We start from the raw sequence: 16,759 nt of genomic DNA, 5'->3' as shown, positions 1-16,759 counted from the left end.
GAATATGTTGGGATTCACTGCGCTCATCACCAACATACGGCCATTTGGCGGACCTTGGCCCGTCAGTAAACAGAAAAAAAGGGCGCATTGTGCGCCCTTAATCATGAAACTAAATATTTCTGGTTTTGCTTAGAATACGTATTGGAAACGTACTGCTAATGCATCACCATCTTTATCAACGCCGCCTTCAGTCATATCACCTGAAACATAATTCAAACCGATGCGAACAGCTGCATTTGCATAATAGTTCAAACCTACAGTGAAAGCTTCAGCTTCATCTGTACCTGGCTCGTAGCTACTGAAACGACCAAAGACTTCCCATGCGCCTGCGTCACCTTTTGGCTTAACGCGCTTGAATACGCCTTTGCTGTACGGACGTGATTCGCCGGTTAGGATGTAACCTACCTGAGCATAGTAACCTTCGATATCAGTATCAGCGGCCAAGCCACCGTCAACTTCACCATCGAAGTATTCAGCTTGTGCGTGGAATGGACCCGTTGAGTAAGCAAGTTCCAAGTTGTAAGCGCTGATGCTTTGACCGATGATTGAGCCTGAACCCACTTTCTCGTCTGCAGTGTGGATTTCTAAACGTTGATCAGCTTCCCCATAAGTATCGCCAGCTAAACGACTTTGCGTGTAGCCAAAACCTAGGTGGAATACTTCGTCTTTAGAAACAACTGGGGCAAAAGTCACGCGTCCTGTGAAAGCTGTTGCAATGTTGCCGCCTTCGTCGCCACGGTCATACACACCGAATTTCCAGCTAAAGTCATCTGATGCATTACCTAAAGAAGCACCATAGTTTTTACCTGGGGCTAATGCATTGATAATCATGGTGCGCTCAATAGCAGTGATGTCTTTAGATGAAGTGTTTTCTTCCAAACCGAAAGGCTCTTTGTGTTTACCTAACGTTAGGTCTGCAGTTTCCCAGCCTGTGTATTTGATGTAAGCGTCTTCAAGGTTGGCTTCGCTATCTGCGTCATTAAAGTTAGCCTGAACTTTAGCGGACCAGTCTTTAGCAATTTTGCCAGAAACAAAGATACGAGCACGGCGTAGTTCAGAATCTGAACCTGAGTCATCGGTGCCGCTAAATGCTTCACCATCAAACATGTCGATGTCATATTGCAAACGACCACCAACTGATAGGCTTACGTCACCAGTCTCCACTTTAAAGCCACTACCAGCTTTAGCAGAAGATTCGCCTTCGGCAAATGCCGGAGCAGAGATTACAGTAGCTACGGCTACAGCGATTAGTTTTAATTTCATTGTCTTCTCCAATAATGGGGTTTAATTAATTGACGCTGGCAATTTTACGGAGATTTTATGACATTTCCATGACAGAAAAGCGAAGGGTTTGTGAAACTCATTATTGTCATGAAACTTTTTACAAACCTCATGCCTATCACAATAGTGAAATTTGACTGTCACATTACCACCCCAGCCTCTTAAGAACCTTAATATAACTGTAACAATTCACCTCTATACTAACCTGCATCAATAAATGGTTAATTAGTCATGAATACATCAGTAAAAGAGACCACGCGCAAGCTTTTGGACGAACAGACCCGAAGTGGCAAACATAAGCGCAGAAAAATCAATGACTTAGTCGCTCGCTACAGTATTGGACTGGGCGGGCTTTCGGTGATCGGAGCCGTGGGGCTGATCTGCTTCTATCTGTTTTGGGTGGTTTTTCCGATTTTTAAACCTGCCAGCGTTGAGTTACAGCAGGATTATAGCTGGCAACAAGACGAGCCGCAGTATATGGCGGTAGAAGAATACGGTGAAATTGCTTTTTCTATCAGTAAAAGTGGCGATCTTGGCTTCTTCAATGTAGGCGATGGTCAATTGATTGAGAAGGCTCGTTTTTTGCATGACGCACCCCCAACAGCATTCGCTGAGCTGGATTTGAAGGGTTTAATGGCTGCTGGCTTCGCTGATGGTAGCTTCCAACTTTTTTCACACAAATATAAGATCAGTTATCCCAATAATGAGCGGCACATTGAGCCGCAATTGCTGTATCCCTTTGGCGAGGACAGTTTTGAGCTGACTGATACGGAGATCACTCGATTGTTCGGCAGTCGTTGGGAAGACGGGATTGTGATTGCTTCAGTTGGAGCCGATCAGAAAGTTACCACAATCACTTATTCCATCGATCAGAACTTTCTGACTGAAGAATTAACCCTTGAAGAAGAATCGCGCGACAGCTTTGATATTCCCTTTGCACCAAAATATGTACTAACCACTCCTGGTCCTGACTGGCTCTATATTATCAGTGAGGCGGGCGACTTAATTGCATACCGCCATATTGATGACGAGTGGGAGTTACATGAACGTCAGTCATTATTTAATGAGAAAGAAGTCGCTGACGGTAAAGCGGTTACTGAAGCCGTTTTCTTGCTAGGGCAAACGTCCTTATTGATTGGTGATAGTGATGGTGTGATCAGTCAATGGTTCCAGGTGCGTGGCGACGATGGATTCAATTTGCGAAAAATTCGTGACTTTAAATTATCAGACAACGCCATTTCACAAATCATTATCGAAAAACGACGTAAAGGATTTATTGCAGCAGATACGCAAGGCAAGATGGGGATTTTCTATACCACATCAGAGCGTCAGTTAGAGGAGTTTGATTTTGGGCAAGGCCTTCAGGCTCTGGCCATAAATTCTCGTAGTAAGCGTTTAGTTGGTATTGGCGAAGACGGCCAGGCCACAGTGTTTGCAGTAGAAAACGAACATCCCGAAATTTCATGGTCGGCAATCTGGAGTGAAGTCTGGTATGAAAGTTACGAAGAACCTAGTTACACCTGGCAATCTTCAGCTTCTACCAATGATTTCGAGTCCAAGTTTTCACTGGTGCCATTAAGTTTTGGTACTTTTAAGGCAGCTATTTACGCGATGCTGTTTGCTGTGCCTTTAGCCATCTTTGGTGCTATTTTCACCGCTTACTTTATGGCACCAAAAATGCGCTCAATGGTAAAGCCCACCGTAGAAATTATGGAAGCATTGCCTACTGTTATTTTGGGTTTCTTGGCAGGTTTATGGTTGGCACCCTTAATCGAAGAACACTTGGCAGGGGTGATTCTGTTAATCATCTTCTTACCCATTGTTACCGTTCTTTTCGGTTTAACCTGGTCAAAACTTCCGGGCAACATCAAGCATAGGGTCCCGGATGGCTGGCAAGCAGCTTTATTATTTCCAATTATTATTTTCGGTACTGTGCTGGCGTTCTGGTTAGGCGAGCCAGTGGAGTCGGCGATGTTCAATGGCAACATGCCTGCCTGGCTAAATGAGCAGGGCATAACCTACGATCAACGTAATTCGTTGGTAGTTGGTATTGCGATGGGTTTTGCGGTGATCCCCACCATATTCTCTATTACTGAAGATGCGATTTTTAGTGTGCCAAAACATTTATCCAATGGCTCATTGGCGCTTGGCGCAAGTCAGTGGCAGACATTAACCCGTGTGGTTATTCCAACCGCCAGCCCAGGTATTTTCTCGGCTTTAATGATTGGTCTTGGTCGTGCGGTTGGTGAAACCATGATCGTATTGATGGCCACTGGCAATACGCCAATTATGGATATGAATATTTTTGAAGGTTTCCGCACACTGTCAGCCAATATTGCGGTTGAGATGCCGGAATCGGAAGTAGGAAGTTCGCATTATCGGGTACTGTTCCTGGCAGCATTTGTGCTTTTCCTGTTTACCTTTGTATTTAACACTATTGCGGAAATTGTACGTCAGCGTTTGCGCAATAAGTACGGTTCACTATAAACCCAATAAGAATTGATGAAGAATATTAAGCGAGTTGAATGATGAGTAAAAAATTCTTTCAAGGCGGACAACATTGGGTTTGGCTCAATGCAGGCGCTATCAGTATTTCTATATTGATGGTAGTCGGGCTTCTATTACTGATTGCCTATCGTGGTTTGATTCATTTCTGGCCGGCGGATGTTCAAACATTTACGTTGGATGCTGATGGAAAGCAGGAATTAGTACTCGGTGAAATTCATAGCCATGAAGAAGACACACAGGATGGTGTTATTCGCGAGCAATACCTGCTTAAAGTGGGCAACCGTGATATGTACGGTATCGACTTTCGTTGGTTAGATTTAAAACATTTGCAGTCTACTTCAACTAACGAAGATGTTGTTGTCGTTGAGCGCCGCGAGTGGGGCAATGTCTATGGTTTCGTCAAAACCGTCAACTTTGATGGGAAAGTAATTGAAGGTGATTTTGGTGCGCTAGAAAAAGTAGTCGAGCGTGCAACCGAGCTACACGAACAAATTCGTGAAATCGAAAGAGATGACATCGGTAGTATTAACTATGATATTGAGCAGCTTCGCCTCGAAGAGCGCCGCCTGGAAATTGAAGGCGAGTTAACAGAGGAAGCTCAAGCTGATTTAGAAAGACGCAGACAAGAGCTGCAGCAATCTTTTCAATCGTTTCAGGGCGAGCTAAAAGATTTGTATGTACAGATTCAGCGGGACAGTGCGGTTTTTGAACTGGTTGATGGGCGCACCATTAATGTTACGGCTAACAACATGGTACGTGCTTTCCAACCCAATAAAATGAGTACTTTGGAGAAAACGGGACATTACTTTTCGAAGCTTGGCGAGTTCATATTTGATGAGCCACGGGAAGCCAATACCGAAGGCGGCGTATTTCCAGCAATTTTTGGTACCGTTATGATGGTGCTGCTTATGTCGGTGGTAGTAACGCCGCTGGGCGTAGTTGCGGCGGTCTACATGCGTGAATATGCCAAGCAAGGGCCTTTAACGCGAACCATCAGAATTGCAGTCAATAATCTGGCGGGGGTGCCATCCATTGTTTACGGTGTATTCGGTCTGGGTTTCTTTGTGTATTTTCTGGGTGGATCAATAGATGACCTTTTTTACCCAGAAGTGAAACCTGCGCCGATGTTTGGTACACCAGGTTTAATCTGGGCGTCATTAACCTTGGCCTTGCTGACCTTACCGGTAGTGATCGTTTCTACCGAGGAAGGTTTGTCACGAATTCCTAAATCGATTCGTGAGGGCAGTCTGGCTTTAGGCGCAACTAAATTCGAAACACTATGGAAAACAGTATTGCCGATGGCAAGTCCAGCAATGATGACAGGTTTGATTCTTGCGGTAGCGCGAGCAGCGGGTGAGGTGGCGCCATTGATGCTGGTTGGTGTAGTAAAGCTTGCACCAACCCTTCCACTTGATGGCAATGCACCCTTCCTGCATCTGGAGCGTAAGTTTATGCACCTTGGCTTCCATATTTATGATGTGGGATTCCAAAGTCCAAATGTCGAAGCTGCGCGTCCATTAGTTTATGCGACCGCTTTGTTGCTGGTACTGATTATTATTATTCTCAATATCGCAGCCATTAAAATTCGTAACAATTTACGCGAAAAGTATAAAGCGCTTGAACAGTAATTTTACTGCAAAAGACAAGATACTTTGAGCAACTGAAAGGTGACAGAGATGACACAAGAGCAAGACTTACAGCAACAAACACAGCAAGACGGTAGTAAGGCAAATCAAGAGCAGAAGCATAATCCTTTAGTGGATGAGAAGATTGCGATTGAAGTTGAGAGGCTCAACCTTTTTTACGGTGATAAACAGGCGCTATTTGATATTGACCTGCAGATCCCAGAAAAAAAAGTAACAGCCTTTATCGGGCCGTCAGGCTGCGGTAAATCTACGTTACTGCGCTGCTTTAATCGAATGAATGACCTGGTGGATATCGCTCGCACTGAAGGTCAAATCCGTCTCGGTAACGAGAATGTATATGGACCTGGTGTTGATGTCGCTGAACTAAGACGCAAGGTAGGGATGGTGTTTCAAAAACCTAATCCATTTCCTAAGTCAATTTATGAGAATGTGGCTTATGGATTGCGTCTACAAGGCATAAACAAACGCCGCGTATTGGACGAGGTGGTTGAGTGGGCATTGAAAGGTGCTGCACTTTGGGACGAAGTTAAAGACCGATTGCACGAAAATGCATTAGGCATGTCCGGTGGACAGCAACAGCGTCTATGTATTGCACGAGCGATTGCGGTACAGCCTGAAGTCTTATTGCTTGATGAGCCAGCTTCTGCTCTGGATCCTATTTCAACCTTGAAAATTGAAGAGTTGATTAATGAATTGAAGAATGACTACACCATTGTCATTGTTACTCATAATATGCAACAAGCAGCGCGTGTTTCGGACTATACTGCTTTTATGTATATGGGCGATATGGTTGAGTTTGATCATACCGATAAAATATTTACTAACCCTGACAAGAAAAAGACCGAAGATTATATTACCGGTCGCTACGGTTAATGACAGGGTTGCATGGCAAGTTAAGTCTAGGCCTTAATTTAGAAAGGTGAACGAGGTTTATTATGATGGATAACGAACACTTAGGAACGCACATCTCTAAACAGTTTAATGCTGATTTAGAAAACCTGCGCGAAGAAGTTCTGGCGATGGGTGGTATTGTAGAAGAGCAAATCACATTGGCGCTGGATGCTTTTACTAATAATGATAGCGAAACTGCCGATAAAGTTATTGCTAATGAAAAAATGGTTAATGCCAAAGAAATTAAAATTGATGAGGCGTGCACTAAAATTCTAGCAAAGCGTCAGCCTGCTGCCGGTGACTTGCGATTGATTGTCACCATATTGAAGACCATTACTGATCTCGAGCGGATGGGTGACGAAGCAGAAAAAGTAGCGCGCATGGCTAAAGCACTTGCCAATAAAGAAATGGCACCTGCTCATGTCAAACTTCACTATGGTGCGTTATTACATTTAGGCAACCATGTTAAAAAGATGCTACATGATGCATTAGATGCTTTTGCTCGCATGGACGTTGACTCTGCTGTGAATGTGGCTAAGTTGGATAATCAGGCAGATGAAGAATACAATGCCATTTCACGTCAGTTAATAACTTACATGATGGAAGAACCTCGTCGAATTTCAGAGGTGCTGGACTTTATGTGGTCAGCACGAGCGCTGGAACGGATCGGTGATCATGCGAACAACATCTGCGAGTATGTGGTGTACCTGGTGCAAGGGGAAGATGTGCGTCATAAAAGCTGGGATGAAATGCAGCGCCTGGCAAAAGATGAATAAATGGTCTTAGGATCCTCGAAGAAATAGCCGAAGAAATAGCTGAAAAAAGGAAAACACATGAGTGCAAAAGTTTTAATCTTAGAAGACGAACGCGACATCCGTGAAATGCTCGCCTTTTGCATGCAACAAGCGGGTTATCAGGTAGAGCAGGCAGCCACTGCCGAGCGGGTATTCGGCTTGTTAAAAGAGGGATTCATGCCCGATATTATGCTGGTGGACTGGATGTTACCGGGTGCCTCCGGCGTCGAGTTGACCAAGAAATTGAAAAAAGATCAGAAGTATCAGGATGTGCCGGTGATTATGTTAACAGCGCGCGGCGAAGAAGATGACCGCGTCCAAGGTTTGGAAGCGGGCGCTGATGACTATGTGGTTAAACCCTTTTCGCCACGAGAGTTGTTAGCGCGAGTACAAGCGGTACTACGTCGTAGTGGTAAGGGAAATAATCCTAGCGAACAAATCTCGCATGGAAATATACAACTAGATACGGCAGGTCATCGAGTGATGATTAACGGCGAAGAACTGCACTTAGGTCCGACCGAGTATAAAATTCTTCATTTCTTCATGAGTCATCCCGAGCGAGTGTATTCGCGTGGACAGTTGCTTGACTCAGTATGGGGACAGCAGGTCGTGGTAGAGGAGCGGACTGTAGACGTTCATATCCGTCGCTTAAGAAAAGCATTGCAAGATTATAATGTAGAAAACTATGTGCAAACTGTGCGAGGATCTGGTTACCGTTTCTCGGCAAAATAATTAAGCAAAAGGCGTACTATCATCATGTGGACGAATCGTTACTGGCAAACCGAAGTATGGACGCTGGCCTTTATCATCCTAGTTGTTGGTCTGATTGGTTCACTGTTTGATCGTGCCGCCGCTTCCATTGCAGTCGTCATTTTTGCGTATCTATTCTGGAATCTGGTTCAACTGTCTCGCCTGTATAAGTGGTTAGTCAAATCAAGAGCCCTATACCCACCTTCCGCGCCCGGCATCTGGGGCGAGATCTTTAACCATCTTTTTGTGCTGCAACGAAAACACCGTAAAGAACTTAAAAAGCTTAAAGGGATTATTTCTGAATTTAGAGCCTCAACTTCAGCGCTAAAGGACGGTGCACTGATTATCAGTAATAACGGTGAGATTCGCTGGTTCAATCGCGCAGCAGAACGCCTGTTGGGGCTAAAGTCGAGTACGGATATTGGGCAACGGCTCTTCAATTTATTACGTCATCCCAGCTTTATCGAGTACGAGCAAACGCGTGATTATAATAAACCCCTGATCATTAACTCTCCAGCTAATGAACGGTTAATTCTTAATATTCGCATCACACCGTACAACGACGATCAAAGGCTGGTCATAATTCGTGATATTACTGAGAAGCAGCACCTGGAAAGAGTTCGCCAGGACTTTGTCGCCAACGTATCGCATGAGCTGAGAACGCCACTTACTGTGATCACCGGCTATCTGGAAATGCTTGATCCCGAAAACAATCCACAACTTGAATCCGTTGCCAAGCCGTTACAAATGATGCGCCAACAAGCTTTAAACATGGGGCATTTAGTGGATGACTTATTGCTGTTATCCAAGTTGGATGCCAAGGCGGAGGAAAACGGCAAACAGCAAGTGGATGTCAACTTGATGCTGGATAGCATTTGTGCGGAAGCACGCTCACTCAGCGGTGAGAAAGAACATCAAATTTTATTCCACTCTCATACTAATGCCCATCTGTACGGCAGTGAGAAACAACTGCGTAGCGCTTTCTCAAATCTCATATTCAATGCCGTACGCTATACCCAGGCCAAGGGCCGAATCGACATCTTCTGGAAAGAAGATGGCAACAACCTCATCCTCGAAGTACAGGATAACGGCCCCGGCATCGCCGAAGAGCACATCCCAAGACTCACCGAGCGCTTCTACCGCGTCGACAGCGGACGCACCCGTTCACAAGGTGGAACCGGCCTCGGCCTCGCCATCGTTAAACACGTCCTCGAAGGCCATAACGGCAAACTCAAAATCGAAAGCCAGATCGGAAAAGGCAGCACCTTCAGCTGCGTATTCGCGAAATAAAAACCTTGTAGCACTGTAGGTTGGATCAGGCGCAGCTGTCATCCAACAACTACTCTGTAGGGGCGAGCGGCGCTCGCCCTAAATCAAAAAAATTAGTTCAAAGGCGACCGCAGGTCGCCCCTACTAAAGTTAGGAATATATTGGGAGCGAGGCCTGTCCATTAGTGCAACCAATCAAAAAGTGTAAAAAAACTTGACACTTATGCCGTTGGTTGGTACGTTTTTCATACGGTTATGTGATGAATTTAGCAAAATAGCGGTATTAACGAATCTATCCATACTAAAGATTCCACCCACCGTATAATTCAGACCAAGACTACAAAAAATAAACTCTCGGACTAAAAGGAAATTTTGTAAATTATTATGCGCAACATTTCCCTGAGAACTCTGCTAACAGTACCTTTCCTACTACTTTTCATAGGCGCAGTGGGCACCATCAGCTGGATTTCCTATCACAATGCGCAACAGGGTACCGAGCGCGCTGCGCGATTATTTGGTGCTGAGCTAGGCGCACGCATCGAATCACATTTGGAGCAGTTCTTTGCTACGCCAGCTACTCTAGTTCAACTCAATCGGCAGCATGTGTTGCGCGAGCGGCCAGACCAGGGCGATATTCGGGTTCTGGCACCGATGCTCTATGACCAAATCCAGCAGCTCCCTTATTTGACCTTCATGACGGTTGCTTTTTCTGACGGGCGTTATATCGGCTCGACCCGCCCCCCGGGTGGTGAGGAGGCGGCGCATCTAATCTGTAATATTGATGGCGAGCCTTTAACGATTGCTCATTTTAGTGTCGATGAACAAGGGCTGTGTGATCGGCGCATATCTGAGCCTGAAAGTTACGACCCGCGCGTGCGGCCTTTTATGACTCCCGCCAGCAAGCATCAACAGCCTTATTGGTATCCTGTATACCGTCATAGCACATATAACAGTCTTGGTACCGGCATCGCGGCTCCGATCAGAGATAGCGAGGGAAAGTTAATTGGTCTGGCTTCGGTTGATCTTGCGTTAGAGCACATTGGTAAATATTTGCAGTCTCTGCCTGTGGGGGATGGTGGTTTGGCTTTCGTTATCGAACCCAACGGTTCTATGATAGCAAGCTCAACCCAGACACCGATTTATAATCACGACAGCGAACAATTGGAGCTTATTACCATTGATGCTCATCCTGATCCGCTTCTGCGTACTGTTGGTGAGAAGCTGCACGAGGTTAAAGAGAACCGTCAGGCTACTGTGGAGTTCGAAGGAGAGCGCTATCTGTTTGATTTGCGCCGACTAAGCAATGAGTATGGATTGGAACTTGTCGTTGGAGTAGTGCTGCCTGAGCGTGCCTTCACCGCGCCATTAGTTGATGGTGCCCGAAAGACTTCGATCTTTACTCTGTTGGCTGTAATCGTTGGTACGGTTATCGGCCTTATGCTTGCTCGGCGCATCGCTGCACCCGTGGAGCGGATCAGTCGGCGTGCTGATCGTTTGGCTCTTGGAGAGCTAGAACAGCAGCTGGAGCATAATAGCCCGATCCGCGAGGTTAATCAGCTTGGATTGAGTTTTTCTAAGATGGCCGGAGAGTTAAGGCGTTTGATTAACGACTTGGAGGCACGAGTAGCTGAGCGGACTCAAGCGTTACAGCGGGCCAATGATGAGCTGGAAAAACTTTCCATGCTTGATGGTCTAACCGGCATTGCCAATCGTAGGCATTTTGATGAGGTGTTGGATGCGGAGTGGCAACGTGGTCGACGCGAGCATACACCGCTGGCACTGGTGATCTGCGATATCGACCATTTCAAAGAGTATAATGACCATTTTGGCCATCAGAGTGGTGATGAGGCACTGAAAGTCGTCGCCAGAACCCTTGAGGCCAGCCTGCACCGCCCAGCCGACCTGGCCGCGCGCTACGGTGGTGAAGAGTTCGCCCTGATTCTGCCCAATACTGATCGAGTCGGAGCATTCAAGGTCGCCGAGGCGGCTCGTGAAGCGGTCCGTGAGCTCAACATTTTACGCGATGACCTGGACGGTTACGATCGGGTCACCATCAGTCTGGGAGTGGCGATTGCGATTCCGGATGGCGAGAACGAACCGGACGAATTGGTTAATGCAGCAGATCAGCAGCTGTACCGTGCCAAGGAAGCTGGCCGCGATTGTACTATGGCTCAGACAAAAGAGTAGATTGTAGCTAGCCAGCACATCAATATATGGCTTGTCTGTACAAAAGCCTTTAAGATTTTCCTGCCCAAATATATTTTGGGGTGCATTGGCTCCCCAACCATAATTATGGGGTGCAAAGGGCGACCGCAAGTCGCCCCTACGAAGATGTCGCGTGGGGCCTGCTGCTACGAAGGGTTGGAGCATATTGGTCGGTGTAATTGGTTGATAGGATGCTTTCGTAGGCTGGTGATGCACCTAAGGGGCAGACCCAGTGGAACGAATCCCAGCAAGTAGGTTGGATAAGGCGCAGCGGCCATCCAACAAATACACTGTAGGGGCGAGTTGCGCTCGCCCTAAATCATAACATTAGTTCTAGGGCGACCGCAGGTCGCCAGTACGAAGGATAAAAAAGGCGGGCACATTGGCCCGCCTCTACCAGAAGAGTTGTTGCTTATTGGTCGTATTTTTCGAAGACGAGACAGGCGTTGGTGCCGCCGAAGCCAAAGCTGTTGCTAAGGACGCGCTTAATTTCCACACCATCTTCACGTTTTTGTACGATTGGCATACCTTCTGCATCTTCATCGAGCTGAGTAATGTTAGCTGATGCAGCGAGGAATTTGTCGCGCATCATGATCAGGCTGTAGATAGCTTCATGTACGCCAGTTGCGCCGAGTGAGTGACCGGCCAGTGATTTGGTTGAGCTGATTTTCGGCAGCTTGTCGCCAAATACTTCTTTGATCGCTTTCAACTCTGCAGTGTCACCGACTGGGGTACTGGTACCGTGGGTGTTGACGTAGTCGATATCGCCTTTAACGGTTGCCAGCGCCTGTTGCATACAGCGTACCGCACCTTCGCCAGATGGGGCGACCATGTCGTAGCCATCAGAGGTTGCGCCATAGCCAACTAACTCAGCGTAGATTTTTGCGCCACGAGCTTTGGCGTGTTCGTATTCTTCCATGACCAGAATGCCGCCACCGGATGAGATGACAAAGCCATCACGGGTTGCGTCGTAAGGACGCGATGCGGTTTCTGGAGTATCGTTATATTTACTGGATAGCGCGCCCATTGCGTCAAACAACAGGGTTAAGCGCCAATCTTCTTCTTCGCCACCGCCAGCAAATACGATGTCCTGCTTACCCATGGCGATTTGTTCAAATGCGTTACCAATACAGTGGGCACTGGTCGCGCAAGCAGAAGTGATGCTGTAGTTGATGCCTTTAATTTTAAACGGCGTGGCCAGACAGGCGGAAGTGGTGCTGCCCATGGTTTTAGGCACCGCATAGGGGCCAACGCGTTTTACGCCGCGTTCCAAAGCAATATCTACTGACTCGACCTGAGTGCCTTGTGAGCCACCGCCGGAACCAGTGATCAAACCGGTGCGGACGTTGGAAACCTGATCGTCGGTTAAGCCCGCATCTTCGATGGCTTGTTGCATCGAAATATAGGCATAGCCTGCGGCATCACCCATAAAGCGGACAATTTTGCGATCAATATGATCTTTAATGTCCATATCAGGCTTGCCAGCAACATGGCTACGCAATCCCTTTTCTTTATAGATTTCTTTGAATTTAATTCCGGACTTGCCTTGCTTTAATGACTCGGCAACTTCCTCAACATTGTTTCCTAAGCATGAAACGATGCCCATGCCTGTAATAACGACTCTTTTCATAATATTCTACGATTATCTTTTAAGATCTGTTCGATACTGAATTTGGGTTAGAATGATTCGACGCTGTCGAAAATCCCGACTTTTAAGTCTTCCGCAGTGTATATCTTCTTTCCATCTACAGAAACCGAGCCGTCGGCAATAATCATTTTTAACTTGCGCTGAATCACACGTTTAACGTCAATACGATACATGACTTTTTTGGCCGCGGGTAGCACTTGACCAAAGAATTTAATTTCTCCAGAACCTAGCGCACGCCCTTTTCCAAGACAGCCAAGCCAAGACAAAAAGAAGCCAGTTAATTGCCACATGGCATCAACTCCCAGGCAACCTGGCATAACGGGATCGCCTTTGAAGTGACAATCGAAAAACCAGGACTTCGGAGAGATATCCAGTTCTGCTTCAATGAAGCCTTTGCCAAACTCACCACCTTCATTGGTGATTGTCGTGATACGGTCCATCATCAGCATATTAGGTAAAGGTAAAGGCGACAGCTTGTTGCCCTGAGGTCCTACCAATTCACCGTTGCCGCAGGCAATTAGTTCGTCGTAGGAGTATTGATTAGTTTGTAACATGAAACACCTTATGTGATGTGAATTAACTGATTTATTGAATATATCAATGGGTAGGCATTATGCCTGTTTCTGGAGCGGATACTGGTTTGACCTTGCATAATAAAGCGAACGGAGTGTTGGATCGTTGATTGAAGTCATATTATTGATTTTGGGGAGGGTCGGTTTGATTTATTGATGGGGTGGGGCAATGCGTCCGGTCGCAAGACGAGTGGGCGACCGCAAGTCGCCCCTACGGGATTGGTAGGTTGGATAAGTTGCGTTAACGTACATCAGCTGTCATCAAACTGACATATCTCTAACTTAAGATACTAACCAACTGCTGGCGAACTAGGTTTGTTAAGAGGATTGCGTTCAGGGTTCATATTTGTCATGTAGCATGCAAATAGATGTCATAAAAGCGTCATATTTGAGTCATATCCTTTTAATAAAGCCTCAGCATAATAACCACGTTAGTTAATCATAATCGGTATCAAGAGACTCTTAGCGATTGATACCAACCAAAGATAAGTTGGAGAAATGAAATGAATTTATTTAAAAAAGTTGCTTTAGTGGCTGCGGTTTCAGCATTCTCTGCTGGCGTAACACAAGCTAAAGTTGATGAAAACCTTCCTGTATATGAAAAAACCAGCGGCGTTTCTGGCAATCTTTCTAGTGTTGGTTCAGATACATTGGCTAACCTGATGACCCTTTGGGCTGAAGAGTTCAAGCGTCAATACCCAAACGTTAACATCCAGATTCAAGCAGCGGGCTCTTCTACAGCGCCACCTGCATTGACTGAAGGTACGTCAAATATCGGCCCTATGAGTCGTTTAATGAAGGACAAAGAGCTTGAAGCTTTTGAAAAGAAACATGGCTACAAGCCAACGGCTATCGCGGTAGCAATTGATGCTTTAGCAGTTTATGTGCATAAAGATAACCCAATCGAAGGTATGACCATTGCTCAAGTTGACGGTATCTTCTCTTCAACTCGCAAGTGCGGCGGTGAAGATATTTCTAACTGGTCAGCGCTAGGCTTGGCAGACTTAGGCGATATGCAAATTTATGGTCGTAACTCAGTATCAGGAACATACGGTTACTTCAAAAAGCATGCGCTATGTAAAGGCGACTTCAAGAACAGCGTTAACGAGCAACCAGGTTCTGCTTCAGTAGTTCAGTCAGTTGGCTTGTCTAAGAACGCTATCGGTTACTCAGGCTACGGCTACCGCACATCAAGTGTTAAAGCTGTACCATTGGCCAAGAAAGAAGGCGGTGAGTTCTACGAAGCTAATGCTGAAAACGCGATTTCTGGTAAATATCCACTAGGTCGTCAGCTGGTTGTTTATGTCAACAAGCACCCTAACAAGCCTCTTTCGCCAATCGAATTAGAGTTCATGAAGATGGTACTTTCTAAAGTTGGTCAGGAAGTGGTAGTAAAAGATGGTTACATTCCATTGCCAGCCAGCGTTGCTGAAAGAGAATTGAAAAAGTTAATGAAGTAATAAAGTACAACCCTGTAGTAAGTAACAACTTTAGCCGGCTCAATTGAGCCGGTTTTTTTATGGGTTTAAAAAATTATTATAGGTTGGTGATTATCAATTTAGGTAAAAGTGTCTCACCACAGCCGTTTACTTTTTAATTTGACGCTTTCCACTATTGTGAAAATTTTGTAAGCTACGCGAGCTTATTATCTATAATTACACTAAGGACTGTTACATGAAACGAATTTTAATACTTATATCAGGATTACTTTTACTTGTAGCTTGCAAGACAGCACCTGTTCTCAATGTTAATAATGAACCTGTAAACAACATTTCAGAACAAGGCGATTTAACGTTAAACCAAATTGAAAAAGTTATTGTTGGTGCGGCAATTAAGAGAGGGTGGAAGCCAAAGGTAGTTAAGCCCGGGCTGGTTGAAGCGAGACTTGATTTGCGTCAACACACAGCCATTATCAATATTACCTTCACTACCTCAGCTTACAGCATTAATTATGTTGATAGCCAAAATCTGCACTATAAAAATGGTGAAATTCATCGAAACTACAATAGCTGGATTACACATCTCTCCAGAGATATCCAACTAGGATTATGGGAAGAAGTTAACCGTTAAAACTATGCAGTTGAAAGAAGATAGGAGCGCCACAGTGGCGCTCTTTTTTTTAGTACAGAATGTAGGCTCCGGTAGCAATGCAGTGGTTTTCTCGATGAGGGTGGCTCAACATATTTTGTAGGGCGGGCCTTGGACCGCCGATATTGGTTTAACGGGGTTGCGATATTTCATTCGGTGGGCCAAGGGCCACCCTACAAGAAAAAGCCATGTTATAGTGATATCAAATTCAACAGGGAACTTGATGTGTTAAGAACCAATCTTTCTGTTTGCCAAAAAGTTCAGATGCCATTTCTAGAGCAACATAAGGTTGAACTGGAAGTTAAGCGTGATGATCTGATTCATCCGGTTGTGTCAGGCAATAAGTGGCGAAAGCTGAAATACTTGCTGATGGATGCTCAGGCTAAAGGTTGCAAAACATTAGTGTCGATGGGTGGTAATTGGTCGAATCATTTGCACGCGCTGGCTTTTGCTGGAAAAGAGCTGGGCTTTAAGACAGCGGCTTTTGTGCGTGCTCACGAAGGGCAACGATTAACTCCAACTCTGGAAGATTGTCGCCAATGGGGGATGGAGCTGATTTTCACCAACCGCGTTGATTATGCGCAGTTGCGACATAGTTTTCTATGGAATCATTTCTCCGAACAATTTCCCAGCAGTTACTGGATCAGTGAAGGTGGTTTTAGTGAGTTGGCGATTAAAGGGGTTGAAGAAATTGGGCAGGAGTTAGAGCGTGAATATCAACATATTTTTATGGGCACTGGCTCAGGTGCAACACTCGTAGGTGTTACCAAGGCTTGTCCTGAAAGCCAGGTTGTTGGAGTTGCTGCTTTTTCAGGGGCAGACTATTTATACAGTCAGTTAGAACCCAGCCTGAAGCCACAAACCAACTGGCGAATTGATACTGAGCATCATTGCGGTGGCTTTGCCAAATCAAATTCACAGCTTGAGTCATTGATTGATGAGTTCCACCGGTATAACGATGTGCAACTTGATACAGTTTATAACGGTAAGTGCTTACTTGCGGTTAAAGACGCTGTAGAGGAAGAGAGGATTAAAGAGGGCGATAAGGTATTGATGATTCATACCGGTGGCTTGCAGGGGATGCGGTAGAGGCTGTTTTGGTATGGGG

13 protein-coding genes are annotated in these 16,759 nt (G+C 45.7%); 10 read left to right on the top strand and 3 right to left on the bottom strand.

The genetic code is table 11. The features are described 5' to 3' along the window. Positions 1-129: 129 nt before the first annotated feature. On the bottom strand, positions 130-1,263 hold the full coding sequence (locus ACYTXU_RS09520; RefSeq protein ID WP_462206474.1) for an OprO/OprP family phosphate-selective porin: 1,134 nt from the start codon (positions 1,261-1,263) through the stop codon (positions 130-132). Positions 1,264-1,512: 249 nt separating this feature from the next. Between ACYTXU_RS09520 and ACYTXU_RS09515 the strand changes: the two genes are divergently transcribed. The 7 genes from ACYTXU_RS09515 (at position 1,513) to ACYTXU_RS09485 (ending at position 11,325) form a co-directional block, all read left to right on the top strand. Further along, positions 1,513-3,768 (top strand): ABC transporter permease subunit, encoded by a 2,256-nt coding sequence (locus ACYTXU_RS09515; RefSeq protein ID WP_462206473.1) that lies wholly within the window; start codon positions 1,513-1,515, stop codon positions 3,766-3,768. A 41-nt stretch (positions 3,769-3,809) separates the two neighbouring features. Continuing rightward, a complete protein-coding gene (gene pstA, locus ACYTXU_RS09510) occupies positions 3,810-5,417 on the top strand; it encodes a phosphate ABC transporter permease PstA (RefSeq protein ID WP_462209412.1) in 1,608 nt (535 codons plus the stop codon). A 48-nt stretch (positions 5,418-5,465) separates the two neighbouring features. Next, complete coding sequence (pstB, locus tag ACYTXU_RS09505) at positions 5,466-6,308, top strand: phosphate ABC transporter ATP-binding protein PstB (protein ID WP_462206472.1); 843 nt, start codon at positions 5,466-5,468, stop codon at positions 6,306-6,308. Positions 6,309-6,370: 62 nt separating this feature from the next. Then, a complete protein-coding gene (phoU, locus tag ACYTXU_RS09500; protein ID WP_462206471.1) occupies positions 6,371-7,102 on the top strand; it encodes a phosphate signaling complex protein PhoU in 732 nt (243 codons plus the stop codon). 57 nt (positions 7,103-7,159) lie between these two features. Continuing rightward, entirely contained in the window at positions 7,160-7,852 is a 693-nt protein-coding gene (phoB, locus tag ACYTXU_RS09495; protein WP_462206470.1) for a phosphate regulon transcriptional regulator PhoB, read from the top strand. 24 nt (positions 7,853-7,876) lie between these two features. Beyond that, a complete protein-coding gene (phoR, locus tag ACYTXU_RS09490; RefSeq protein ID WP_462206469.1) occupies positions 7,877-9,160 on the top strand; it encodes a phosphate regulon sensor histidine kinase PhoR in 1,284 nt (427 codons plus the stop codon). A 362-nt stretch (positions 9,161-9,522) separates the two neighbouring features. Beyond that, the gene (locus ACYTXU_RS09485; protein ID WP_462206468.1) at positions 9,523-11,325 is read left to right on the top strand and encodes a sensor domain-containing diguanylate cyclase; all 1,803 of its coding nucleotides are present in this window, start codon (positions 9,523-9,525) and stop codon (positions 11,323-11,325) included. A 430-nt stretch (positions 11,326-11,755) separates the two neighbouring features. On the opposite strand, the gene fabB is transcribed toward ACYTXU_RS09485, so the two are convergent. After that, positions 11,756-12,973: a beta-ketoacyl-ACP synthase I gene (fabB, locus tag ACYTXU_RS09480; RefSeq protein ID WP_462206467.1), complete on the bottom strand. Its 1,218-nt coding sequence runs from the start codon at positions 12,971-12,973 to the stop codon at positions 11,756-11,758. Positions 12,974-13,020: 47 nt separating this feature from the next. After that, entirely contained in the window at positions 13,021-13,545 is a 525-nt protein-coding gene (gene fabA / locus ACYTXU_RS09475; protein ID WP_462206466.1) for a bifunctional 3-hydroxydecanoyl-ACP dehydratase/trans-2-decenoyl-ACP isomerase, read from the bottom strand. 521 nt (positions 13,546-14,066) lie between these two features. Between fabA and ACYTXU_RS09470 the strand changes: the two genes are divergently transcribed. The 3 genes from ACYTXU_RS09470 (at position 14,067) to ACYTXU_RS09460 (ending at position 16,740) form a co-directional block, all read left to right on the top strand. Beyond that, positions 14,067-15,023 carry a PstS family phosphate ABC transporter substrate-binding protein gene (locus ACYTXU_RS09470; RefSeq protein WP_462206465.1) on the top strand — a complete coding sequence of 319 codons (957 nt, stop codon included), beginning with the start codon at positions 14,067-14,069 and terminating at the stop codon, positions 15,021-15,023. A 214-nt stretch (positions 15,024-15,237) separates the two neighbouring features. Then, complete coding sequence (locus ACYTXU_RS09465) at positions 15,238-15,633, top strand: hypothetical protein (protein ID WP_462206463.1); 396 nt, start codon at positions 15,238-15,240, stop codon at positions 15,631-15,633. A gap of 243 nt (positions 15,634-15,876) precedes the next feature. Further along, positions 15,877-16,740 (top strand): 1-aminocyclopropane-1-carboxylate deaminase/D-cysteine desulfhydrase, encoded by an 864-nt coding sequence (locus ACYTXU_RS09460; RefSeq protein ID WP_462206462.1) that lies wholly within the window; start codon positions 15,877-15,879, stop codon positions 16,738-16,740. Positions 16,741-16,759: the final 19 nt, after the last annotated feature.

The organism is Kangiella sp. M94 (genome assembly GCF_054926195.1).
This window is presented reverse-complemented; position numbering and strand designations above follow the sequence as displayed.